The 21,381-nt window shown below is 69.2% G+C and carries 23 protein-coding genes and 2 tRNA genes; 20 read left to right on the top strand and 5 right to left on the bottom strand.

The window, feature by feature from the left end; genetic code table 11:
- Positions 1-175 precede the first annotated feature (175 nt).
- Positions 176-1,384 carry a cation:proton antiporter gene (locus tag AB0I16_RS08795; protein WP_363248590.1) on the bottom strand — a complete coding sequence of 403 codons (1,209 nt, stop codon included), beginning with the start codon at positions 1,382-1,384 and terminating at the stop codon, positions 176-178.
- 374 nt (positions 1,385-1,758) lie between these two features.
- On the opposite strand from AB0I16_RS08795, the gene AB0I16_RS08790 reads away from it, so the two are divergent.
- Positions 1,759-2,562, top strand: a complete 804-nt coding sequence (locus AB0I16_RS08790) for an ABC transporter ATP-binding protein (protein WP_363248604.1) — start codon at positions 1,759-1,761, stop codon at positions 2,560-2,562.
- Positions 2,562-5,012 (top strand): FtsX-like permease family protein, encoded by a 2,451-nt coding sequence (locus tag AB0I16_RS08785; RefSeq protein WP_363248589.1) that lies wholly within the window; start codon positions 2,562-2,564, stop codon positions 5,010-5,012. The genes AB0I16_RS08790 and AB0I16_RS08785 overlap by 1 nt, the downstream gene beginning before the upstream one ends.
- 118 nt (positions 5,013-5,130) lie before the next feature.
- Here AB0I16_RS08785 and AB0I16_RS08780 read toward each other — a convergent pair whose 3' ends face one another.
- Complete coding sequence (locus AB0I16_RS08780; RefSeq protein WP_363248588.1) at positions 5,131-6,336, bottom strand: acyltransferase family protein; 1,206 nt, start codon at positions 6,334-6,336, stop codon at positions 5,131-5,133.
- 609 nt (positions 6,337-6,945) lie between these two features.
- Between AB0I16_RS08780 and AB0I16_RS08775 the strand changes: the two genes are divergently transcribed.
- On the top strand, positions 6,946-7,140 hold the full coding sequence (locus AB0I16_RS08775) for a hypothetical protein (RefSeq protein WP_062774008.1): 195 nt from the start codon (positions 6,946-6,948) through the stop codon (positions 7,138-7,140).
- Positions 7,141-8,925: 1,785 nt separating this feature from the next.
- Positions 8,926-9,486 carry an HDIG domain-containing metalloprotein gene (locus AB0I16_RS08770; protein ID WP_363248587.1) on the top strand — a complete coding sequence of 187 codons (561 nt, stop codon included), beginning with the start codon at positions 8,926-8,928 and terminating at the stop codon, positions 9,484-9,486.
- Here the strand turns inward: AB0I16_RS08770 and AB0I16_RS08765 are convergent.
- Together AB0I16_RS08765 and AB0I16_RS08760 are read right to left on the bottom strand one after the other, a co-directional pair.
- The gene (locus tag AB0I16_RS08765) at positions 9,474-9,944 is read right to left on the bottom strand and encodes an NUDIX domain-containing protein (protein WP_363248586.1); all 471 of its coding nucleotides are present in this window, start codon (positions 9,942-9,944) and stop codon (positions 9,474-9,476) included. The genes AB0I16_RS08770 and AB0I16_RS08765 overlap by 13 nt on opposite strands.
- Before the next feature lie 28 nt (positions 9,945-9,972).
- Positions 9,973-10,704, bottom strand: a complete 732-nt coding sequence (locus AB0I16_RS08760) for an XRE family transcriptional regulator (protein WP_363248585.1) — start codon at positions 10,702-10,704, stop codon at positions 9,973-9,975.
- Between the two features lie 155 nt (positions 10,705-10,859).
- On the opposite strand from AB0I16_RS08760, the gene AB0I16_RS08755 reads away from it, so the two are divergent.
- The 12 genes from AB0I16_RS08755 (at position 10,860) to AB0I16_RS08700 (ending at position 17,752) form a co-directional block, all read left to right on the top strand.
- Entirely contained in the window at positions 10,860-11,216 is a 357-nt protein-coding gene (locus tag AB0I16_RS08755) for a hypothetical protein (RefSeq protein ID WP_363248584.1), read from the top strand.
- A 2-nt stretch (positions 11,217-11,218) separates the two neighbouring features.
- A complete protein-coding gene (locus AB0I16_RS08750; RefSeq protein ID WP_363248583.1) occupies positions 11,219-12,556 on the top strand; it encodes an FtsK/SpoIIIE domain-containing protein in 1,338 nt (445 codons plus the stop codon).
- Positions 12,557-12,636: 80 nt separating this feature from the next.
- Positions 12,637-12,819: a hypothetical protein gene (locus AB0I16_RS08745; RefSeq protein WP_363248582.1), complete on the top strand. Its 183-nt coding sequence runs from the start codon at positions 12,637-12,639 to the stop codon at positions 12,817-12,819.
- Between the two features lie 76 nt (positions 12,820-12,895).
- Positions 12,896-13,564, top strand: coding sequence for a DUF2637 domain-containing protein (locus AB0I16_RS08740; RefSeq protein ID WP_363248581.1), 669 nt, complete (start codon positions 12,896-12,898; stop codon positions 13,562-13,564).
- 17 nt (positions 13,565-13,581) lie between these two features.
- Positions 13,582-13,773 carry a mobile element transfer protein gene (locus tag AB0I16_RS08735; protein WP_363248580.1) on the top strand — a complete coding sequence of 64 codons (192 nt, stop codon included), beginning with the start codon at positions 13,582-13,584 and terminating at the stop codon, positions 13,771-13,773.
- Positions 13,774-13,794: 21 nt separating this feature from the next.
- Positions 13,795-13,950 (top strand): hypothetical protein, encoded by a 156-nt coding sequence (locus AB0I16_RS08730; RefSeq protein WP_363248579.1) that lies wholly within the window; start codon positions 13,795-13,797, stop codon positions 13,948-13,950.
- A gap of 14 nt (positions 13,951-13,964) precedes the next feature.
- On the top strand, positions 13,965-14,300 hold the full coding sequence (locus AB0I16_RS08725) for a SpdD-like protein (RefSeq protein ID WP_363248578.1): 336 nt from the start codon (positions 13,965-13,967) through the stop codon (positions 14,298-14,300).
- Positions 14,301-14,391: 91 nt separating this feature from the next.
- Positions 14,392-14,583: a hypothetical protein gene (locus AB0I16_RS08720; protein WP_363248577.1), complete on the top strand. Its 192-nt coding sequence runs from the start codon at positions 14,392-14,394 to the stop codon at positions 14,581-14,583.
- Positions 14,580-15,032: a Pycsar system effector family protein gene (locus AB0I16_RS08715; protein ID WP_363248576.1), complete on the top strand. Its 453-nt coding sequence runs from the start codon at positions 14,580-14,582 to the stop codon at positions 15,030-15,032. The genes AB0I16_RS08720 and AB0I16_RS08715 overlap by 4 nt, the downstream gene beginning before the upstream one ends.
- The gene (repSA, locus tag AB0I16_RS08710; protein WP_363248575.1) at positions 15,029-16,426 is read left to right on the top strand and encodes a replication initiator protein RepSA; all 1,398 of its coding nucleotides are present in this window, start codon (positions 15,029-15,031) and stop codon (positions 16,424-16,426) included. The genes AB0I16_RS08715 and repSA overlap by 4 nt, the downstream gene beginning before the upstream one ends.
- Positions 16,419-16,619, top strand: a complete 201-nt coding sequence (locus AB0I16_RS08705) for an excisionase family DNA-binding protein (protein WP_363248574.1) — start codon at positions 16,419-16,421, stop codon at positions 16,617-16,619. Before repSA ends, AB0I16_RS08705 begins: the two co-directional genes overlap by 8 nt.
- A complete protein-coding gene (locus AB0I16_RS08700) occupies positions 16,619-17,752 on the top strand; it encodes a site-specific integrase (protein WP_363248573.1) in 1,134 nt (377 codons plus the stop codon). The genes AB0I16_RS08705 and AB0I16_RS08700 overlap by 1 nt, the downstream gene beginning before the upstream one ends.
- 69 nt (positions 17,753-17,821) lie before the next feature.
- Here the strand turns inward: AB0I16_RS08700 and AB0I16_RS08695 are convergent.
- Positions 17,822-17,892, bottom strand: a tRNA-Gly gene (locus AB0I16_RS08695).
- Positions 17,893-18,033: 141 nt separating this feature from the next.
- Between AB0I16_RS08695 and AB0I16_RS08690 the strand changes: the two genes are divergently transcribed.
- The 4 genes from AB0I16_RS08690 to AB0I16_RS08675 all read left to right on the top strand — a co-directional run bounded on the left by AB0I16_RS08690 (position 18,034) and on the right by AB0I16_RS08675 (position 21,321).
- Positions 18,034-18,110: transfer RNA gene (locus tag AB0I16_RS08690), tRNA-Pro, on the top strand.
- A 148-nt stretch (positions 18,111-18,258) separates the two neighbouring features.
- The gene (tig, locus tag AB0I16_RS08685; protein WP_363248572.1) at positions 18,259-19,638 is read left to right on the top strand and encodes a trigger factor; all 1,380 of its coding nucleotides are present in this window, start codon (positions 18,259-18,261) and stop codon (positions 19,636-19,638) included.
- A 333-nt stretch (positions 19,639-19,971) separates the two neighbouring features.
- Positions 19,972-20,577 carry an ATP-dependent Clp protease proteolytic subunit gene (locus tag AB0I16_RS08680; protein WP_062774006.1) on the top strand — a complete coding sequence of 202 codons (606 nt, stop codon included), beginning with the start codon at positions 19,972-19,974 and terminating at the stop codon, positions 20,575-20,577.
- Between the two features lie 63 nt (positions 20,578-20,640).
- Positions 20,641-21,321 (top strand): ATP-dependent Clp protease proteolytic subunit, encoded by a 681-nt coding sequence (locus AB0I16_RS08675; RefSeq protein ID WP_363248571.1) that lies wholly within the window; start codon positions 20,641-20,643, stop codon positions 21,319-21,321.
- Positions 21,322-21,381 lie beyond the last annotated feature (60 nt).

Genomic DNA, 21,381 nt, shown 5'->3' with positions numbered 1-21,381 from the left:
GGCCGACGGCCGCGCCGACGATCAGCGGCGGCGCGACGACGCCCGCGTACATGGCGGCCACGTGCTGGAGGCCGGTGGTGGCCATCTTCAGGGGCACCTTCGAGCCGCCGCAGGGGGCGGCCGTCGCGGCTCACGCCTCCCGCCCCCGTCGCTCTTCGTCCGCCGTCCCGAGGGGTCAGGGGACGCTGTCCGCCGTGGCCCGTTCCGCGCGGTCGCCGGGACCGGGTCCGTCCGCCGGGGCCGGGGCCCGGCCGCCCGGCAGCACCCGGGCCAGCCACGCCGAGCGTCCGGCGGCCAGCGGGCCGAGGACCGCGAGCAGCAGGACATAGCCCGCGATGAAGGGGGAGAGGCGCTCGTCGAGGCCCGCGCCCGCCGCCATCGTGGCGAGGATCAGCGCGAACTCGCCGCGCGCGAGGAGCGTGGTGGAGATGTTCGCCGCGGGGCCCGCCCCGAATCCGTACACACGCGCCGCGCCGAGGCCCGCCAGGACGTTCATCAGGAGCGTCACCGCGACCGCCGCGAGGACCGGCCACACCACCACCGGCAGGTCGCCGGGGTCGATGGAGAGTCCGAACGCGAAGAAGAAGATCGCCCCGAACGCGTCCCGCAGCGGGTGCACCAGCGTGCGGATGCGGTCGCCGGACGCCGTGCTGCCCAGCATCAGGCCGACCATGAAGGCGCCGATGGCGTCGGCGACGCCGAACCACTCGGAGACCCCGGCGACGAACACGGCGACGCCCAGGAAGGAGATGACGAGGAGTTCGTCGTCCCTGGTGTCGAAGAGGCGGCCCACGAGCCGGGTGCCGAAGCGTGCCGCGAGGGCGAGCAGCAGCAGGAACCCGAAGGCCTTGCCGCCGTCCGTCACGGCCGCCGCGAGGCTGTCGGCGCCGGACAGGATGGGTTGCAGTGCCGCGAGGTAGAGGGCGAGGAAGATGTCCTCGACGACGATGATGCCGAGGATCGGCTTCGTCTCGGGGTTGCCGATCCTGCCGGTGTCGACCAGGACCTTCGTGACGATCGCGGAGGAGGAGATGCCGAGCACCCCGGCGAGGACCAGCGCCTCCGAGGTGCCCCAGCCGAGCGCGAATCCGAAGCCGAGGCCCGCGCCGACGTTCAGCGCCAGATAGGTGCCTCCGGCGAGGGCCATTCTGCGGCCGCCCGACTTGAGGTCGTCCATGTGGAATTCGAGGCCCAGGTAGAAGAGGAGCAGGACCAGGCCGAGCGCCGAGAGCATCTCCAGGTCGTGGGGGTCGGAGACCAGGACCACGCCGGGGGTGTGGGGGCCGAGGAGGATTCCGGCCAGGATGAAGAGGGGGATCGTGGGGAGGCCGATGCGGCCGCCGAGGCGGGCGAGCACGGCGGCGGCGAGGAAGGCGCCGCCCATGGCTATCAAGGTGTCTGCGTGTCCGATGGGCCCGTTCCTATCTGTGGTGTCGGCATTGCGGTGTGGGCATCTGCGGTGTCGGCGGGTACAGAAGGTGCGCAAGGCAAAGGAAGCGTCAAGAACGCGTCAATACTTAGATTACCAAACGATTCTCCGGGCGCACCCGCCCCGGAGAACCCCGCCGCTGAGGTGGGGTTCTCCCCACCTCAGGTCCGCCAGCCGCCCTCATGGTCCACACCACCTCCCGATCCGTAGGTTCGAGACATCGACAGGAACACCGGTCGGCGACGAGCGAACGGAAGGCAGGCACAGCCATGGGGCTGCGACGGAAGAACCGGGCCGAAGAGGGGACGCGAGCGGTCCCGGCGCCGCCCATGCAGGGCGTCCGCCCCGGTGACTGGGCCGTCGAGCTGCGCGGGGTGCGCCGCCAGTACGGCCGCGGGAACTCCGCGGTGCACGCCCTCAGGGGCATCGACCTCGCCCTGCCGCGCGGCAGCTTCACCGCCGTGATGGGCCCCTCGGGCTCGGGCAAGTCCACGTTCCTGCAGTGCGCGGCGGGCCTCGACCGGCCCAGCTCCGGCACCGTCCACCTCGGCGGCACCGAGATCACCGGCATGAGCGAGAACAAGCTCACCGCCCTGCGCCGCACCCGCCTCGGCTTCGTCTTCCAGGCGTTCAACCTGCTGCCCTCGCTGACCGTCGAGCAGAACGTCGTCCTGCCGATGCGCCTCGCGGGCCACCGCCCCGACCGGCGCAAGGCCGCCGAGATACTCGCCCGCGTGGGCCTCGGCGACAAGGGGCACCGCCGCCCCGGCGAACTCTCCGGCGGCCAGCAGCAGCGCGTCGCCATCGCCCGCGCCCTGGTCACCGAGCCGGACGTGATCTTCGGCGACGAACCGACCGGCGCCCTCGACACCACCACCGCCGCCGAGATCCTCGGCCTGCTGCGCTCCGCCGTCGACCGCCCGTCCCTGACGCACTCCCCGGAGCGCGGGCACGCCCACGGCGCCACCATCGTCATGGTCACCCACGACCCGGTGGCCGCCGCCCACGCCGACCGCGTCCTCTTCCTGGCCGACGGCGCCATCGTCGACCACCTGGAGCGCGCCTCCGCCCAGCAGATCGCCGCCCGCATGTCCGCCCTGACCGCCCCCACCTACGCGGGGGTGGCCGCGTAATGGCGTACGTGCCCAACGGCCTCGCCCGAGCGGCCGTCCGCTTCAAACCCGCCGCCTTCGCCGGCACCTTCGTGGCGCTGATGATGGCCTCGCTGATCGTCGCCGCCTGCGGCATCCTCCTGGAGACCGGGCTCCGCGCCTCCGTGCCGCCCGGCCGCTACGCGGGAGCCCCCGTCGTCGCCGCCGCGGACCAGTCCGCGCACTACGTCACCGGCAGCGGCGACACCCGCAGCGAGGAGTCCATCGCGCTGCCCGACCGCGCCCGCCTCGACGACTCCCTGGTGGCCAGGGCCGCCGCCGTGCCCGGCGCCCGCACCGCCGTCGCCGACGTCACCTTCCCCGTGCGGTCCGGCGACAGGGCCGTCACCGCGCACGGCTGGGGCTCCACCGCCTTCACCGGCGAGAAGCTGACCGCCGGCCGCGCCCCGCACCCCGGCGAGGTCGTCCTCGCCGCGCCCGGCGCCTCCGTGGGCGAGCGCACCACCCTCGTCACGGCGGAGGGACCGCGCGACTTCCGCGTCTCCGGCACGGTCGCCCCGTCACAGGCGGAGCCCGTCGCCTGGCTCGCCGACTCCGACGCCCTACGCCTCTCCGGGCACCCCGGGCGGATCGACGCCATCGCCGTCCTGCCGAAGGCCGGCGTCGCCGACGACACCCTCAAGGCCCAGGTGGCGAAGGCCCTCGGCGGCAAGGCGGAGGTGCACACCGGCGACGACCGCGGCGGAGCCGAGGACTCCACCCTCGGCTACGCCAAGGAGATGCTCACCGCGCTCGGCGGCTCCTTCGGCGGCATCGCCGCCCTGACCGCCGTGTTCACCGCGGCGGGGACCGTCGCGCTCTCCGTCGGCCAGCGGGCCCGCGAGTACGCGCTGCTGCGCGCCATCGGCACCACCCCGCGCCAGATCCGCCGCACCATCGCCACCGAGACGCTGCTCGTCGCGCCGGCCGCCGCCGCGGTGGGCCTGCTGCCCGGCATCGCCCTGGCGCACTGGTGGTTCGGTCAGCTCAAGGAGAAGGGCGCCATCCCCGACGCCGTGGAGCTGTCCGTCTCGTTCATCCCGCTCTCCGCCGCCGTCGCCACGGCCGTCCTCACCGCGCTCGGCGCCGGCTACCTCGCGGCCCGCCGCCCCTCCCGCATCAAGCCGGGCGAGGCGCTCAGCGAGGCCTCCGTGGAGCGGGTGCGCGCCGGCTGGATCCGCACACCGCTCGGCGTCGCCGCCGCGGCGGGCGGCGCCGTCCTCTCCGGAGTGGCCGCCCAGACCAGCGGCGACGACGCGGCCAACGCCGCCCTCGGCGTCGTGATGCTCTTCATGCTCGCCGTGGCCCTGCTCGGCCCCCTGGTCGCCCGCGCCTGCGCCACCCTGTTCGGCCTCCCGCTGCGCGGAGCGGGCGCCCCCGGCTCCCTCGCCGCCGCCAACTCCCGTACGAACGCCCGCAGGCTCGCCTCGGCGATCACCCCCATCGTGCTCGCCATGGCCTTCTCCTCCGTCCTCGTCTTCATGCACACCAGCCAGGACAGGGCCGCCGCCGACCAGCAGCGCGCCGGCATCACCGCCGACCACATCGTCACCTCGCAGGCGGGTCTCGCCCTCGGCGCGGTGCGCGAGGCCGCCCGCGCCGACGGGGTCACCGCGGCCGTCGGGCTGCTCAGGACGTCGGTGCTCGTGCCGATGGAATCGGCGGGGGACACCTTGCTGCAGTCCGCGTCCGCCCAGGGCATCACGGGCTCGGCCACCGACCTGGCGAAGGTGCAGGACCTGAAGGTGGAGACGGGGGCCCTGAAGCTCGGCAGGAACGAGATCGCCCTGGACACGAACCTCGCCCACTCCGCCGACGTCAGCACCGGCGACCGCATCGCCATCCGCCTGCCCGACGGCACCAGGGCCGAGCCGAAGGTCGTGGCGACGTACGGCAGGGGCCTCGGCCTCTCCCAGGTGACGCTGCCGGCCGCCGACGTACGCCACCACGTCACCTCGCCCCTGCCCTCCGAGATCTGGACGAAGGGCGGCTCGGTCAAGTCCCTCGCGGCCCTGGGCACCCCGACGACCCGGGACGGCTACACCACCGCCCAGTCCCTGGACCGCGAGCTGAACGCCTGGGCCAACACCACCATGGCGGCCGTCCTCGGCGGCTTCGCGGCCATCGCCGCCGTCAACACCCTGGTGATGACGGTCCTCGACCGCCGCCGCGAACTGGGCACGCTGCGCCTGATCGGCACCACGCGCGGCCAGGTCCTGCGGATGGTCCGCTGGGAGGCCCTGATCGTGGCGGTCGCGGGCATCGTCATCGGCTCCGGCATCGCGCTCGCCACGCTGGTCCCCATGATGAACGGCCTCACGGGCGAGGCCCCGTACATCCCGCCGCAGATCTACGGCGCCTTCGTGGCCGCCATCCTGCTGCTGGGCCTGGCCTCGGCGACGATTCCGGCGAGGGCGGCCCTGCGGAACTGAGGGGCTTCCGGGCGGGGCCCGAAGGGCCTCTCCCGGTGCTCGACGAAACGACGAGGGCGCGCACGCCGGCGGAGTACGCCGGCGTGCGCGCCCTGCCGGGACCGCGGGACGACACCCGTTACGAGGACCTGGCCCGCTCCCTGGCGAGCTGCGCGGCGTCCCGCTTGAAGGCCCACTCCATCCTGGGCTCCATGGCGAAACGGAACATCCGCTGCACCGGGGGCGTGCACAGCAGCGTCACCACGGTGGCGGCGACCGCCGTCACGAAGAGCTCGCCGAACGGCCGGTGCAGCCACTCGTAGTCCTCGAACCAGCCCCAGAAGCGGGAGCCCTTGGCGAGGAAGCCGTGGAGCAGGTAGCCGTACAGCGTGCCCGCGCCGAGCACCGTGAACCACATCCTGCGGCGCGGCACCCACGCGAAGAAGCACGCGGTGAGCACCACCGAGCAGCCGAAGAGCGCCAGCGTCATCATGATGCCGACCCACCACGGGAACCCCAGCTCCTGGGCGCTGTCGCGGCGGTAGAACCACACGGACGTCATGCGCGGCGCCGCCCAGTAGGCGAGCAGGACGGCGGCGGCGAAGACCGGCACGGAGAGGACGCGCACCTCGCGGCGGCGTACGAGCTGGAAGTGCTCGGGCTTCATGAAGAGGCCGAGCACGAAGAACGGCATGAACTGCAGCACGCGCTGGAGGTCGAGGTCGTCGCCGATGTCCGGGGAGATCACGGCGAGCATGGCGATGGCCAGGGCGAGCGGCACGGGCCAGCGGACGATCTTCCACAGCGGCACGGTGAGCCGCCACACGAACAGCGCGACCAGGAACCAGGTGAGGTACCAGGGGTCGAGCAGGCTGATCGGCTGACCCGGGTCGTCGTCCGCCCAGCGCTTGAAGAGCGTGTACGCGACCTCGAAGATCACGTACGGCACGGCGATGCCGGTGACCAGGCGCTTGAGGCGGTCCGCGCGCATGTCGAAGCTGCGCGAGAAGTAGCCGGAGATCAGGATGAACGCCGGCATGTGGAAGGTGTAGACGGTCATGTACAGCGCCTCGGCCGTACGGCTGTGGTCCGTCAGGGGTTCCCACGCGTGGGCCATCGCCACGAGGACGATCGCCAGGTACTTGGCGTTGTCGAAGAACGCGTCGCGCTGCTTGGCGGGCTTGGCCCCGCTCTCGGCCGCGCGGTGACCGCTGGAGGTGGGGGGAGCGGCGGCGGGCTGCCGGGTCGGATGGGTGAGGGTGCGGGAGGCGACTCCGGCCGTCGGCATCTGGGCCGGGGGGAGCGGCGCCCGATGGCGTCCGTGCGGGTGCACCGAGTTCGTCACAGGCCCTCCCACCCAGAGCTCGGTGGGACGACCCGGGACCGCACTGCGCCTGGGGGGATGGTGGCAGCGTGGAACATCTGACGCACCCTAGCGTCGCCGCAGTGTCTTCGTAAAACCCTGTTCACTTCCGTCCGCCCAATCCGTGTCTATCCCTGAGGCGATTACCGCTTATCGCGACCAGGTACCCGCGATTCCGTCTCGTAGTACAGGAAGATCTCACACCTGGGCGCCCGATACGTCACATTTCATCCGGTAAAAATGGGGCATAAAACCCGGAGGCGACTCCGGTCGAATGTCCGTTAGGTCGGCGGGTGAACGTGCCCGGATGTGTCTCCGGCGGCAATTCGAATTTCCTGCGAACATCGTGTGTGGCAACAGAAACGATCAAGCCGAATTACGCGTGCCCGCAGGTCGCCGAAATGCCGTGGCGGCCATCCAGGCACATGCGCCCCAAGGGCATCCCCGCGGTCACGGACGCGGAAGCCTTGGCCGACGATGCGTCACCGGCCGCATAAGGGGGGCGCGTTGGTGGCACGATGGGTCGTGGCGGGGGAGTGCGCGGCCGTACCCCCCGGGCCGGGAGAGCGACCGACCTAGGGTGTGATCAGTGTGGCAATTTCGCTGTCAGTGGTGCTGCTGTTGGCGATCATCCTCGTAGTGCTGATCCGAGGGGGGTCTCTCAAGGCGGGCCCCGCGGTCGTCGCGGTGCTCTTCGGATTCTTCCTGGCGTCCACGGGCATGGCGCCGTCCATAAACCGCTTCCTGAACGAGCTGGCGGAGACCATCAACTCCATCAGCTTCTGACCCGGCGCGGACGGCCGGCGCGCGGTGGCGTACGCGGATACGCCACCGGCCCGGCCGCTGGGATTTCAGCGGACCGGGCCGGAGGTGGTGGAGCGGGCGACGGGAATCGAACCCGCGTAGCTAGTTTGGAAGATCGCGTAGCTACGCCCACGCTGAGCTGGGGAAACGGTGACCTGCGGGTTCCCTCCGCTCGCCCCGAGGTTCCCCGCGGCTCCCTGTCAGCCACCCGTTGAGCGGGCACACAGGGGGCACGCTGCTTGACCGGTCAGAAGTAGTGCAGCAACACGACTGCCAGCCCCGTCAGAGCCTGGAGGAGAGCGGCGAATGCGGTGATCAGCGCTGCTGCCGGATACCACTTAGTTGCTTCGTCGGATCTCATGGCTGTACTGTCCTCAGTAACGCATAACCTATGGCGTACGCCATAGGTTTCAGGTTGTGGTGGTCGATCGGGCTTGGGCATGATCGGCTCCTTCGAGTGACCCGTACGGCGCGTCCGCCAAGACTCAACGCCATACGGGTCTTCGCTGTGTGCAGTTTGAGGAACTGTAACAGGCGTGGCGTCCCAACTGCCCGTGTACTACCCAGGTGTTGGGGTAACGGATCAGACGCCTGTCGTTGACCGTAGCAGCGAGACCGCAGGGTTCGGATCCGGCCGCATGCGCTGCCACTCACTTCCAGCAACGAGGCGCTTGGCCTGAGACGTACCAAGTAGCACGAGTACTTACACGTACTTGCGTGTTGGTTCAGCGTGGGTTGGGTGTTGCGCCGCCTCTTGCCCGGTTCAGAGGTTGGCCGAAAACGTGAGGTCGGTGGAGCGGCTTTGGGCGGGAGCTGCTTTGGGGCGAGTGATCATGGCCCCTTAAGCTCATCGCGATTCGGGCAGTCAGTGGACCTGCCCGCAAGGTCCGAATCGGGGCCATGATCTTAGAGGCTCGCCCCAAAGTGGCTGCCTAAAGCCGTGGAGCCGACCGCCCCAGCCCCCACCTTCCCCACCCCACCCCCACCCCGCCTCATCCTTCCCCGCCTCCTGCTCACCGCGGCGAGTGGTGGTCCACGGTCGGCAGGGTGGTCTGGTGCCGGCGCACGCTGGGAACTGCTGCGGGCTCGGCCAGGCGTGCGGGCCTGCCTGGTTGGGACGCCGGGTGGTCTTCCTGCTGCCTTCGAGGCGTGCGCGCTGGGGCCGCTCATGGCCCTGGTGGGGGTCAACCATCCGGGCTTGGGGCAACGGCCACGGGTAGTGGGTTAGCCCGCCGCGTACCGCCGCCGCGATCCGGCCTATTCGGGAACCCAAAGCGTCTGTGACCTGCTGTGCGGCTATCCCCTGTGCCCTATGTCCCGGTGCTGGGTTTTGGCCGCTGTGTGGGGCGACGGACGGACGCCGCCGCGCAGCCGGTGGCGGAGACATAGAGGCAGCGTGGCGGCGGCCGGCCGGCGCCGCCGCGCTGTGTGCGGCCCTCGGTCCCTTGGATTGATCCCCTTCGGGGGCGGCTCGGGTTTTTGGTCTTGTTGGGGTGTTTGTGTGTCCGTGCGTGCGCCTTGTGGTCCTACGGTTGTTTGGGGTCTTCCCCCTCCAAGGCCGGATCGCGGCGGCGGTACGCGGCGGGCTCACCCGCGTCACCAGGGGCCAAGGCCCCGGCCAAGGGCTGGTTGGCGCTCGCGGCTGGCATGGGCGGCCGCGAGCGCAGCGAGCCTTGATGAAGTAGGGAAAGTTCTACCGCGCTCAGGTCCCGTGCCCGCTCGACGTGACCTGTCGGCCTGTCGGTGGCCTCGGCTACCGTTTCGTCCATGCCTTCTGCACTGGACACGCCCCGCGGAGCGGCGGAACTCGCCGAGTCGCTACTTCCCCCGCTCGGCAACCGCTGGCTCCACACTCAGGCCGTAGCCGCTCGGGCACAGGAGGTTTCCACGGCTGTCCCTCACCCTGACCGGGGGCTCCTCGTTGCTGCTGCTTGGCTGCATGACATCGGGTACGCCCCTCAACTGCGTGATACCGGGTTTCACCCCCTCGACGGGGCTCGCCATCTGGAGGCGCTGGGTGCGCCTGTACGTCTCGTGCGGCTGGTCGCCCATCACTCTGGAGCCGTGTACGAGGCGGAACAGCGGGGGCTGTCGGCGCAACTGGCTGTCTATGACCGGGAAGACTCCCCGGTCCTGGATGCCTTGATCTACGCGGACATGACGACCGGCCCCGCTGGACAGTCCTTCGACTTCGATACGCGGATCGACGAAATCCTTGTGCGCTACGAGCCAGGTAGCGAGGTCCACAACGCGATCAGCAAGGCGCGCCCATACCTCAAGGATGCCGTCGAGCGAACGCGTATCCGCGTGGCTTCTCAACCGACGTAGGGTTCCGCCTGGTCATCAAGGCCGCGCTCGATCCGCATCCGCATTGAAGGGTGAATGTTCAGCTCGTGCAGCCTGTCGGGTGCTACGAACGCTACTTCCTTGCTCTCGCTACTGGTACGGAGTTGACCACCGAGGATGCGGGCACGGAAGCAGATTGAGAACTGCTGACGTACCTCACCGTCGTCGTACGCCATGACGTGCCTGGGGTCGGTGTAGGTCCCGACGATGCCGGTGACCTCCACGTCGAAGCCCGTCTCTTCCTTGGTCTCACGTACCGCTGCGTCGGGTGCTGACTCTCCCAAGTCGACACCGCCGCCAGGCAGGGCCCATAGGTCGTTGTCGGTCTTGTGAATCAGCAGAACCTCGCCGGCTCCATTGCGGGCAACGGCAGTCACTGAGGGGACGAGGCTGTTCGCCTTCGGTGCGTTCGGATCATTGACGTAGTCGACGCGAGCCATACGTCTAGCGTCGCACGCCCGTGCCCTGTCATGCCGCCCGGCCGCGTTCCCATGCGTAGTCGAAACTGCGCATGTAGTGCCGAAAGGTCCGGGCACCCGGAAGGTACCGGAAGTGCATCATTGGGTTCTGGCCGGCTGGCGCTCCGAGAACGTGAGGGTTCACCAACACATCCTCGTCGAAGCGATAGATCGAGTTGTAAAGGATCGTGTCATGCAGCCGGACCTCGACCCCTGGTGTCGCCATGGCGGGCTCTATGTACCGGCGGGTGATCCGGGCCCGAGCTGCGAGGTCGTTGCCGATGCCTTCCTCCTCGCCACGCTGGCGGACGGCCTCGGAGTCTGGGTCGCCGAGTAGAACGCGGACCTGCGCGCCGGCCTTCGCCTTCTCCGCCAACTGGTCGGGGAGATCAGGGTGGCTGTCGAACAAGAACAGCCCGGCGTAGACAAGGATGTCGACCTGATCCGTCGCCCTCTCAATCAGGGAGGACCAGAGTGCGGTAGGCACAGCCCCCCGGTGCGGGTAGTACGTGATCAGTTCTGATGTGCTGGCCTTCTCGGCCTGCTTCTCGACCGTCGGCCACAGATAGATCTCGTCAATGCCCAGGAAACCAGAGGTCTTCCATCGGTGCCCTCGGTGTGGAGTTCGGTTGGTGGTGATCCACCGCTCGACGCTCTTCGGGTCAACTCCGACGTGCTCGGCCACGGATTGGATCGTCTCGCCCTTTGCTGAAATCGCAGCGCGCAGACGTTCGTTCGCCATGATGTGACCTTCCGCAGGACCACTAGGGACGTTTTGACGATAGCGGAGACGTCCCCAAACGTCCATACGGACCGTGATGTGTCCACTACCTTTCGCGGTCTCCTGATCTCACCGCTAAACGGCGGCAACAACACCGCTAGAGCAGGAGACAGACGATGCGTCAGATTCCCGTCGACACCTCCACCGCCGCCGTGATGGTGGCCAAGCCCCCGCAGCCGAAGGTGAAGGACCGGCGTACCGGTGAGGTCGCGACCGATGCCGAGACCGGCGCGACGCTGATGACCGTGGAGGTCATGTTCTCCGCGAACGACGAGGTGGAGCTTCTGGCCGTGACGGTCCCTGAGCCGGGCGTGACCGGTGAGTTGGTGATGGGCACGCCCGTGGCGCTGACCGGACTGATCGCCCGTCCCTGGGAGAACGACTTCGGCAACGGCAAGCGGCACGGCATCTCCTTCCGTGCGGTCGCGGTTACCTCGCTCGCCGCGGGTGCCTCGAAGCCCAAGGCTGCCTGATCATGGGGTGGCTATTCGCCTTCGTGCTGGCGGTCGTCGCTGCTGCGGGTCTGCTGCGGTGGCAGCGCCCCGCCTGGTACTGGATGAGCTTCGGGATCGTCTTCACGGTGGTGCGCATCCGGCTGCGCTACGCGGATGTGATGGATGCCTGTCACCTGACGATGCCGGCCTCCCGCTTCCGGCTGGCCATGGCACGCACGTTCAAGCGGGAGGTTCCCCGCCAGAGGGTTCCTCGGCTGCTATGGCTGCGCCCCACCCGTACCGGGGTGAAGCTGCGGATCAGGATGTGGCCCGGACAGGATGCGTTCGAGTTCTCCGCCGCCGCGGATCGCTTGCGGCACTCCTTCGCCGTGCATCAGGTCATTTCGCGGGAGATCAAGCCGGGCATCATCGAGATCACGCTGACCGGCTTTGATGTCCTCAAGACTGTGCGCATGCCGGTGAAGACGGACCGCGGCCTGTTGAAGGTCCCGGTGGCGCTGGTGGAGGACGGCTCGGTGCACTACCGCGACTACCGCGAGATTCCGCACTCGGTGACCGCCGGTGCCACGCAGTCGGGCAAGTCCGTCTTCCAGCGCACCGTGATCAAGGAACTCGCCTCACAGCCGGTGGCCCTGGTCGGCATCGACTGCAAGAAGATCGAACTCGGTCCCTTCGCGCGCCGCTTCTCCGCCCTGGCCGACAACCGTGACGATGCCGCCGATCTGCTGGAAGCGCTCGTGCAGCGCATGGAGAGCATCTATGAACTGATCCGCTGCGAACAGCGGATCAGTGCCGATACCCCGGATGCGGAGATCGCCGCGAACATCTGGGATCTCCCGGAGTCCTTGCGCCCGGTCCCCGTCGTGATCACCATCGACGAGATCGCTGAGATCGTTATGAGCGCCAAGCGCAACGATCCCCGCCGGGATCGGATCATCACCGCCCTGGTCCGCCTGGCTCAGCTCGGCCGCGCCGCGGGCATGTTCCTTGACATCTACGGTCAGCGCTTCGGTTCCGAACTCGGGGACGGCATCACCATGCTCCGCGCGCAGCTCACGGGTCGGATCGTGCACCGCGTCAACGACGAGTCGACCGCCAAGATGACCTTCGGGGACATCTCCCCGCATGCGGTGTTCGCCGCCACGCAGATTCCCAACACGCGCCGTGGCATGGCGATTGTCGGCTACTCCACCGGCGAGTGGACGCGCATCCGCACCCCGCACACCTCAATGCGCCGCGCGGTCAGTGCCTGCAACAAGCACGCGCATCTCACCCCGGATCTTCCGGAGCTGGACCGCTTCCGGCCGCTGGTCGACGCCGCTTCGAAGGCACCCGCAACCGTCGTAGAAGCCGCCTGACTTCTTCCGATTGATCGGCTGGCGTGAGCGTCTCGCGCCGGGTCCCTAGCCCCTCCATGCCTGAAGGAAGGAAGCCGCTCATGGCCGCACGCGCCCGCAAGCTGGCTGCCAAGCCTGCCGTTGCGAAGTGCCCGGATTGCAAGGGCATGGGCGAGATCGCCGAAACCGTCCGCGTCGGTGCCCGCAAGGGCCGCGCCACCACCGATCAACAAGCCGCCCTGTGCCTCACGTGCTGGGGCAGCGGCGAGGCCCCCACCGACTGAACACCGCCGGGACCGGGCGGCCGGACACCGATTCCCCGCCCCGTCCCGGCACCAACCCCGTAGAGGAGGTGATGACATGACCCGCTCGATCCGTCTGGACGCCGTACTGATCCAAGCCGTGATCGCCGGTGCGCTGTCCTTCGCCCACCTGCACGATTTGGCCGCCGCGGCGGGACAGACCGGTTGGAAGGCATGGGCCTATCCGATTTCCGTGGATCTGCTGCTCGTGGCTGCCTGGCGACGGCTGCGTAGTGACGGTTCCTCCCGCCTGGCGTGGTGCTGGTTCCTGATCGCACTGGTCGCCTCGCTCGGTGCCAACGTCGCCACCGCCGGGTTCCTCGACTTGGGGCACCCGCCGGCTTGGCTGCGGTTCGGTGTCGCTGGATGGCCTGCGTTGGCCTTCCTCGGCGGCACGCTGCTGACCCACTCACCCGCTGCGGACCCCGCGCCGACTGCGCCTGCGGTCCCTGCCTCGGCCCCCCCGATCGAGCCGGACCCCGTTCCGCAGACGGAATCGGAGCCCGCACCGGTCGCTGCTGCCGAGACGCCCCCGGCTCTGCCCGCTTCAGAACCGGCTCCGGAGCCTGCTACCCCGCCGGTCCCGGCCGCGCTGGTCGACCACGCCCGCAAGGTCGCCGAGGACCACCGTGCCCGCACCGGCACCCCGATCGACACCGACACCCTGCGCGCCCGCCTCGGGGTTCCGGCTCCCATGGCCGACGTCATCGCCGCCCAACTCGCTTGACGAAAGGACTACCCCTGATGGGCATCTACCGGATCTTTCGCGAACTGCGCCGCGTCGGCAACGTCACCGTCGGCACCGCCCACGGCAAGCGTGGCCACATCGCCTACGTCGCCGCCTGCATGGCTGAGGACTGCGGTTGGTCGGCCGAATACGAAGAGCCCTCCGCGGCCATGGTCGCCGCCCAGGGCCACCGCTGCCGCGTCCGCTGACGCCAGAGGGGAGTACGCCTCGTGTCTGTTCCGCTGTGGTTCTTCATCGCCTGCCTGGGCCTGGTCGGCGTCAAGCTCGTCCGTCCGCCCTGGTGGCTCGTGATCGTCCTGCTGCTGGGCGGCTACCTCCTCGCCGACAGCGTCCTTGCCCCCGCCATCGACACCGCTACGAAGTGAGAGGAGTCCTGCCCATGTTCGAGCCCCGTATCCCCGTCAACCCCGCGCCGACCGGCGAGATCATCCCGGTCATCACCACTGCGGCGGTCCTGCCCGGCCACCCGCACGCCCCCGCCGCGTGCTCGTGCCAGCACCAACCCCCGGCCCCGGCCGCGGCACCTGCCCGACCGGCCGTGCAGATCACCCCCGGCAGTGTCCTCGCCTTCGTCGGTGCCGGCACGGCCGTGGTGCTGGTCGTCGGCGCGGTGCTGGTCTCGATGCTCTTGGCGGTCGCCATCACCGCCGCTTCGCTCGCCGTGTGCGCACTGGTGATCCGCTCCCTGCTCGTCTCCGACCGCAAGAACCGCTGAACGGCCCCCGGGCGGCCTCGATACCGCCAAGCATCCGCCGCCCGGGAGCTGTGCCCCTATCCGATTTCGACAACCGGAAGGAACCTCCATCATGACCGACCGCACCCGGCCCGCGGGCCGGATCTGCCCGGACTGCGACGGATTCGCCACCGTCAAGGCCACCCTCGGTGGACGCGACCGGCACGGCCATCTTCGCACCCTCACCCTGCACTGCGGGACGTGCCACGGCACCGGCACCCGCACCGTCCGCCGGGCCCGTCGCCTCTGGCAGGTGGCGGCATGACCACCTCGGAGAACCTGACCGCCGCCCTGGCCGAAGTGAAAGCCGAGATCGCCCGCACCGACACCAAGGCCGCTCTTCTGCTCGCCTTCGTCGGTGCGGTGTTCGCCGGCGGCTGGACCATCGCCAAAGATGCCCCTCTGAATCCGGCCGCTGTCGTCGTGGCCGGCCTCGGTACGGGCCTGCTCATCGCTGCGGCAGGACTGCTGCTCGGCTCGGTCCGCCCCAACCTCGGCGGCTCCCGTCGGCGCGGCTTCCCGCTCTGGGCCACCCTGAACGCCGAACAGCTCGACGCAGAGCTATCCGACTACCGCAGCACGCAGTACATCGCGGAACTGTCCCGCATCGCGGTCGCCAAGTTCACTCGCCTGGAACGGGCCGTAGACCTTACCCGCATCGGTGGTCTCCTGCTGATTACCGCGGCTTTGATCGCTCTCGGGGGTGTGGCATGACCGCCTCCACCGCCCTGGCGAACATGGATCAGATCACCCTGGGCGACCTGTTCCGCGTGGCATCGGCCGACGACTTCGACCGCTGGGAAGACCAGATCCGCCGTACCGGCGGCTGCTCCGACCCGATCCACCTCACCGGCTGGACTCTGGCCAAGGACAAGACCACCGGCGAAACCCTGCACCACTACTCCACCGACGGTGAACCCGGTGGGCGGCTGCGGCTGGCCTGCGGCAACCGCCGGGCCTCGCGTTGCCCTTCCTGCGCCTTCACCTACGCCGGGGACACCTACCACCTGATCCGCGCCGGACTCGCCGGCGACGACCGCCGCGACATCCCTCCTACCGTCCGCGACCACCCCCGCGTCTTCGCCACCTTCACCGCCCCGTCCTTCGGCCCCGTCCACAACCGGCCTGACCGCGGAACCTGCCGCTGCGGCATCCGGCACCCCGCCGATGATCCCGCCCTCGGCACCGCCCTTGACCCGGCCACTTACGACTACGTGGGAGCGGTCCTCTTCAACAACCACGCCGGGAATCTGTGGCAGCGCTTCACCACCCGACTGCGCCGCGAGATCGCCGCCCGCGCCGGCCTCACCCAACGCGAACTGAAGGAAGCCGCCCGCCTCTCCTTCGGCAAGGTCGCCGAGTTCCAGAAGCGCGGTGCCATCCACTTCCATGCCGTGATCCGCCTCGACGGACCCGAAGGGCCCGAGACCCCACCCCCGTCCTGGGCCAGTGTTGACCTTCTTGATGAGGCGATCCGCGCCGCCGCGGTGCACTCCTACACGAACGTCAGTGTCCCCGCCGCCACCGGCCAACCGGCCCGCACTTTCCGCTGGGGGCGGCAGCTCGACGTGCGCCCGGTCAAAGCCTTCGGCAACGGCTCCGACATCACCGAGCAGGCCGTGGCCTCCTACGTCGCCAAATACGCCACCAAAGCCGCGGAGAACACCGGCACCCTGGACCGCCGCATCGGCGAACTCGCCGAACTCGACCGGCACGGCGTACCCGACCACGCTCGCCGCCTGATCGAAGCTTGCAAGCTGCTCGATCCGCTCTACCCTGACCGCCGCCTGTGGGCCTGGGCACACATGCTCGGCTTCCGCGGCCACTTCTCCTCGAAATCCCGCCGCTACTCCACCACCCTCGGTGAGCTTCGCCAGGCACGCGCCGACTTCCGCGCCGCCCAGGAACGCCAAGCCCTCGGCCTCGACGACCGCGAGCCGGACACCGTCCTCGTGCTCGCCGACTGGCAGTACGCCGGCCACGGCCACACCCCCGGCGAATCCGTCCTCGCCGCCACCATCGCCCGCAATCTTCAGCTCAACCGCGAAACCGCACGTGAAGCCCTGCACGACGAGCGCGTCACGGAAGGAAGGCACGGCCATGAATGAGCGATACCTGAGCGTCGTAGAGGTCGCCGAACTCCTCGGCACGACTGTGCGCTTCCCTCGGCGGCTGGTCGAAGAGCGTCGCATCACCTACGTCAAGGTCGGTCGGCACGTCCGCATCCCCGAGAGCGCCGTGCGGGACTACCTCGCCGCGCACACGGTGCAGCCCCGGCGGCGGCTGGGGGTGGCCGCCTGATGGCTGGCAAGCGTCGCACCTTCGGCCGTGTCCGCAAGCTCTCGTCCGGCCGCTACCAGGCCCGTTACGTCGCTCCTGACGGTCTGCTCCGACCGGCGCCCGAGACGTTCCGCACGAAGAGGGACGCTGACGACTGGCTGGCCGACAAGCAGACCGAGATGCGCCGGGGGGACTGGCACGACCCGGACGCGGGCAAGGTCGCCTTCGGCTCGTATGCCGCCTCCTGGATCGAGGAACGGGAGATCGCAACGACGACCCGGCAGCTCTACGGCTCGCTCCTGAAACATCACCTTGCACCGACTTTCGCCGGCGTCGATGTCGCGCGGATCTCGCCCCCGCTCGTCCGCCGCTGGCGTGCCGACAAGCTCGCGTCCGGCACCGGACCGGCGACGGTGGCCAAGGCGTACGCACTGCTTCGCTCGATCCTGGCCACCGCTGTTGCGGACCAGATGATCAGGCGGAATCCGTGCCAGATCAAGGGCGCAAGCATCGTGCACACCCCGGAGCGGCCGACTGCGACGGTGCAAGAGGTCTATGCGCTCGCCGACGCCATCCAGCCCCGCTACCGGGTGCTCGTCCTGCTGGGCGGCTTCCTTGGCCTGCGCTGGGGTGAGCTGGTCGGCTTGCACCGCCGGGATCTCGACCTCGACCGCGGCACCCTGCGTGTGCGTCGCTCCGTGGCAGAGCTGTTCAATGGACAACGCGAGATCAAAGCACCCAAGAGTGCGGCGGGCAAGCGGACGGTCGCCATTCCGGCAGTGATCGTCCCGGACATCCTGGATCACCTGACGCGGTACGCCGAGCCGGGAGCCGACGGGAGTGTCTTCGTCGGAGCCAAGGGCGCCATTCCGCGCCGGAACCACTTCAACAAGCTGTGGCGCAAGGCGTGCGCCGACGCGGGGATCAAGGGGCTGCACTTCCATGATCTGCGGCACACGGGGAACACTCTCGCCGCGTCCACGGGTGCCAGCACGCGGGAGCTGATGTCTCGAATGGGGCACAGTTCGGCCCGTGCCGCGTTGATCTACCAGCACGCGAGCGCCGATCGGGACCGGCTGATCGCTGATGCAGTGAGCGGCCTCGTGAAGCAAGATCGCAAGTCACAGGGGCACGCGGGGGACACGCCAGACTGAACGGAGCCCCAGGACGAGACAAGGGCCAGGCGGAGGAATGAACCTCTGACCTGGCCCTACGTCGTTCAGAGCGGGCGACGGGAATCGAACCCGCGTAGCTAGTTTGGAAGACTAGGGCTCTACCATTGAGCTACGCCCGCACGGCTCGCGCCAGGGCCCACAGGGGCCGCGGCACGACAGGCATCGTAGCGGGTCGGAGCCCCTCCCCGCACACCCCGGACGGCTCCCCGCCGACGAGGGGCCGCACTGCCTGCGGGCATGTACCCTACGTGTCGCACCGACGGGGTGTGGCGCAGCTTGGTAGCGCGTCCGCTTTGGGAGCGGAAGGCCGTGGGTTCAAATCCCGCCACCCCGACCAGCAGGAACTCCCTCGCAAGATCGCATCGAGGCCGCATCGGGATCGCATTGTGGGTCGGCTCCCGCTTGCCGTTACTATGCAAGCTGTGTGCCCGTGTGTCTCTGAACCGGGCTCAATCCCAAGAAGTCAGCCCCAAGGAGACCGAACCGTGAAGAGCGCCGTGGAGACCCTGAACCCGACCCGGGTTCGGCTCACTGTTGAGGTGCCCTTCGAGGAGCTCAAGGACAGCCTCGACGCGGCCTACAAGAAGATCAACCAGCAGGTCACGGTGAAGGGCTTCCGCAAGGGCAAGATCCCGGCCCGTGTCATCGACCAGCGGTTCGGCCGCGGCGCCGTCCTCGAAGAGGCCGTCAACGACGCGCTCCCGAAGTTCTACACCGAGGCCGTCAACGAGGCCGAGCTCAACGTCCTGGGCCAGCCCGAGGTGGACATCACCGAGCTGAAGGACAACGAGACCCTCAACTTCACCGCCGAGGTCGACGTCCGCCCGACGATCGAGATCCCGGACTACTCCGGCATCGAGGTCGAGGTCGACGCGGTCGAGGTCAGCGACGAGGACGTCGACAAGGCCGTCGAGGAGCTGCGTGAGCGCTTCGCGTCCACCTCGCCGGTCGAGCGTGCCGCCGAGGACGGCGACGTCGTGACGATCGACCTGCAGGCCAAGGTCGAGGGCGAGGTCCTGGAGGACGGCGTCGCGTCCGGCGTCTCCTACACCATCGGCTCCGGCGAGCTCCTGGAGGGCATCGACGAGGCCGTCAAGGGCCTGGAGGCCGGGGGCGAGGCCACCTTCACCTCCGAGCTGAAGGGCGGCTCGGCGGCCGGCAAGGAGTCCGAGGTCACCGTCAAGGTCTCCCAGGTCGCCAAGCGCGAACTGCCCGAGCTCGACGACGACTTCGCCCAGCTCGCCTCCGAGTTCGACACCCTTGAGGAGCTGCGTGCCGACAGCCGCAAGCGCCTGGAGAACATGAAGCAGTACGACCAGGCGACGCAGGCCCAGGAGCGCGTCCTGGAGAAGCTGCTGGAGCTGGTCGAGGTCCCCGTCCCCGAGAAGCTGCTCGCGGACGAGATCCAGACCCGCACGCACAACCTGGAGCACCACCAGCTCGGCCAGATGGGCCTCGACCTGGACAAGTACCTGGAGATCCAGGGCAAGTCCCGCGAGGAGTTCGACGCCGAGACCAAGGAGCAGGCCGAGAAGGGCATCAAGACGCAGTTCGTCCTCGACGAGCTCGTCAACAAGGAGAAGCTGAACGTGAACCAGGAGGAGCTCACCGAGCACCTCATGCGTCGCGCGCAGTCCTCCGGCATGTCCCCCGACCAGTTCGCCCAGGCCGTCGTCGAGGGCGGCCAGGTCCCGATGCTGGTCGGCGAGGTCGCCCGCGGCAAGGCCCTCGCGGTCGTCGTCGAGGCCGCCACGGTCAAGGACACGAACGGTGAGGTCGTCGACCTCGACGACGAGGACGACGAGACGGCTGCCGCCGAGGGCGAGCAGGCATCCGAAGCTGCCGAGGAGAAGACCGAAGCCTGAGCTTCGCTCTGACGCTCGTACGACAGGCCCCCGGGATCTCGGTCCCGGGGGCCTGTCGCGCCCTGAGGGGCGCGGGGAACTGCCCGCTCAGCCCCTGACGGGGCACCCCTGAGCCGAGGCGGCGGTGCCCCGCCAGAACATGCGCTCACAGCGAACAGTCACCTTTGCGGGATTCCCCGGACGGGGCTGAGCGTTAGGGTCCATGAATACGAGGGCAGGGGAGTCCCCGAAGCCGCCCCGGAGCGGCTGGCACGCGGGGTCCCAGCCCCAGCTGAAGACGTGAGACGGCCCGGCGCCGTCGTAAGACGAGCAGGTGGATACGTGACGAATCTGATGCCCTCCGCCGCCGGCGACCCCTCCATCGGTGGTGGCCTCGGCGACCAGGTCTACAACCGGCTGCTCGGCGAGCGGATCATCTTCCTCGGCCAGGCCGTGGACGACGACATCGCCAACAAGATCACTGCGCAGCTTCTGCTGCTCGCCGCAGAGCCGGACAAGGACATCTTCCTCTACATCAACAGCCCCGGCGGCTCGATCACGGCCGGCATGGCGGTCTACGACACCATGCAGTACATCAAGAACGACGTCGTGACGATCGCGATGGGCATGGCCGCCTCCATGGGCCAGTTCCTGCTCAGCGCCGGTACGCCCGGCAAGCGCTTCGCCCTGCCGAACGCCGAGATCCTGATCCACCAGCCCTCCGCGGGCCTGGCGGGTTCCGCCTCGGACATCAAGATCCACGCCGAGCGCCTGCTGCACACCAAGCGCCGCATGGCGGAGCTGACCGCTCACCACACCGGCCAGACCGTCGAGCAGATCACCCGCGACTCGGACCGCGACCGCTGGTTCGACCCGCAGGAGGCCAAGGAGTACGGCCTCATCGACGACATCATGCCCACCGCCGCCGGCATGCCGGGCGGGGGCGGCACGGGAGCCTGAGGCATCCCCTCAGCGCCTCTCAGCCGAAACCTCAGCCCACGCTCCTCAGGAGACGAAGAAGAGATGAACAACCACCCCGGCAGCGGCCTCTACGAGCGCACCCAGGCCGAGTTCACCGGCGCCCGCGCCGAATCCCGCTACATCGTCCCGCGCTTCGTCGAGCGCACCTCGCAGGGCGTGCGCGAGTACGACCCGTACGCGAAGCTCTTCGAGGAGCGCGTGATCTTCCTCGGCGTGCAGATCGACGACGCGTCGGCCAACGACGTCATGGCGCAGCTCCTGTGCCTGGAGTCGATGGACCCCGACCGCGACATCTCCATCTACATCAACAGCCCCGGCGGTTCGTTCACGGCCCTCACGGCCATCTACGACACGATCCAGTTCGTGAAGCCGGACGTCCAGACCGTCTGCATGGGCCAGGCCGCCTCGGCCGCCGCCGTCCTGCTCGCGGCCGGTACGCCGGGCAAGCGCATGGCGCTGCCGAACGCCCGCGTCCTGATCCACCAGCCGTACAGCGAGACGGGCCGCGGTCAGGTCTCGGACCTGGAGATCGCCGCCAACGAGATCCTCCGGATGCGCTCGCAGCTGGAGGAGATGCTGGCCAAGCACTCCACGACGCCGATCGAGAAGATCCGCGACGACATCGAGCGCGACAAGATCCTCACGGCCGAGGACGCGCTCTCGTACGGTCTCGTCGACCAGATCATCTCCACCCGCAAGATGAACAATGCCTCGGTTGCCTGACGCGGCGCTGTAGCATCTGCCGCTCCTTGGCATGGTTCGCCGACGGCTCGCGCCGAAGCG

The organism is Streptomyces sp. NPDC050703 (assembly GCF_040654435.1).
GTDB lineage: Bacteria > Actinomycetota > Actinomycetes > Streptomycetales > Streptomycetaceae > Streptomyces.
This window is presented reverse-complemented; position numbering and strand designations above follow the sequence as displayed.

Bases quoted from the DNA above. Each gene is read 5' to 3' on its own strand.
- AB0I16_RS08765 (WP_363248586.1), bottom strand. From the start codon at position 9,944: ATGGCTCGCGTCGACTACGTCAATGATCCGAACGCACCGAAGGCGAAC.
- AB0I16_RS08740 (WP_363248581.1), top strand. From the start codon at position 12,896: ATGACCCGCTCGATCCGTCTGGACGCCGTACTGATCCAAGCCGTGATC.
- AB0I16_RS08705 (WP_363248574.1), top strand. From the start codon at position 16,419: ATGAATGAGCGATACCTGAGCGTCGTAGAGGTCGCCGAACTCCTCGGC.
- AB0I16_RS08755 (WP_363248584.1), top strand. From the start codon at position 10,860: ATGCGTCAGATTCCCGTCGACACCTCCACCGCCGCCGTGATGGTGGCC.
- repSA (WP_363248575.1), top strand. From the start codon at position 15,029: ATGACCGCCTCCACCGCCCTGGCGAACATGGATCAGATCACCCTGGGC.
- AB0I16_RS08715 (WP_363248576.1), top strand. From the start codon at position 14,580: ATGACCACCTCGGAGAACCTGACCGCCGCCCTGGCCGAAGTGAAAGCC.
- AB0I16_RS08760 (WP_363248585.1), bottom strand. From the start codon at position 10,704: ATGGCGAACGAACGTCTGCGCGCTGCGATTTCAGCAAAGGGCGAGACG.
- AB0I16_RS08785 (WP_363248589.1), top strand. From the start codon at position 2,562: ATGGCGTACGTGCCCAACGGCCTCGCCCGAGCGGCCGTCCGCTTCAAA.
- AB0I16_RS08700 (WP_363248573.1), top strand. From the start codon at position 16,619: ATGGCTGGCAAGCGTCGCACCTTCGGCCGTGTCCGCAAGCTCTCGTCC.
- AB0I16_RS08745 (WP_363248582.1), top strand. From the start codon at position 12,637: ATGGCCGCACGCGCCCGCAAGCTGGCTGCCAAGCCTGCCGTTGCGAAG.
- AB0I16_RS08675 (WP_363248571.1), top strand. From the start codon at position 20,641: ATGAACAACCACCCCGGCAGCGGCCTCTACGAGCGCACCCAGGCCGAG.
- AB0I16_RS08680 (WP_062774006.1), top strand. From the start codon at position 19,972: ATGCCCTCCGCCGCCGGCGACCCCTCCATCGGTGGTGGCCTCGGCGAC.
- AB0I16_RS08795 (WP_363248590.1), bottom strand. From the start codon at position 1,384: ATGGGCGGCGCCTTCCTCGCCGCCGCCGTGCTCGCCCGCCTCGGCGGC.
- AB0I16_RS08770 (WP_363248587.1), top strand. From the start codon at position 8,926: ATGCCTTCTGCACTGGACACGCCCCGCGGAGCGGCGGAACTCGCCGAG.
- AB0I16_RS08790 (WP_363248604.1), top strand. From the start codon at position 1,759: ATGCAGGGCGTCCGCCCCGGTGACTGGGCCGTCGAGCTGCGCGGGGTG.
- AB0I16_RS08735 (WP_363248580.1), top strand. From the start codon at position 13,582: ATGGGCATCTACCGGATCTTTCGCGAACTGCGCCGCGTCGGCAACGTC.
- AB0I16_RS08725 (WP_363248578.1), top strand. From the start codon at position 13,965: ATGTTCGAGCCCCGTATCCCCGTCAACCCCGCGCCGACCGGCGAGATC.
- AB0I16_RS08750 (WP_363248583.1), top strand. From the start codon at position 11,219: ATGGGGTGGCTATTCGCCTTCGTGCTGGCGGTCGTCGCTGCTGCGGGT.
- AB0I16_RS08720 (WP_363248577.1), top strand. From the start codon at position 14,392: ATGACCGACCGCACCCGGCCCGCGGGCCGGATCTGCCCGGACTGCGAC.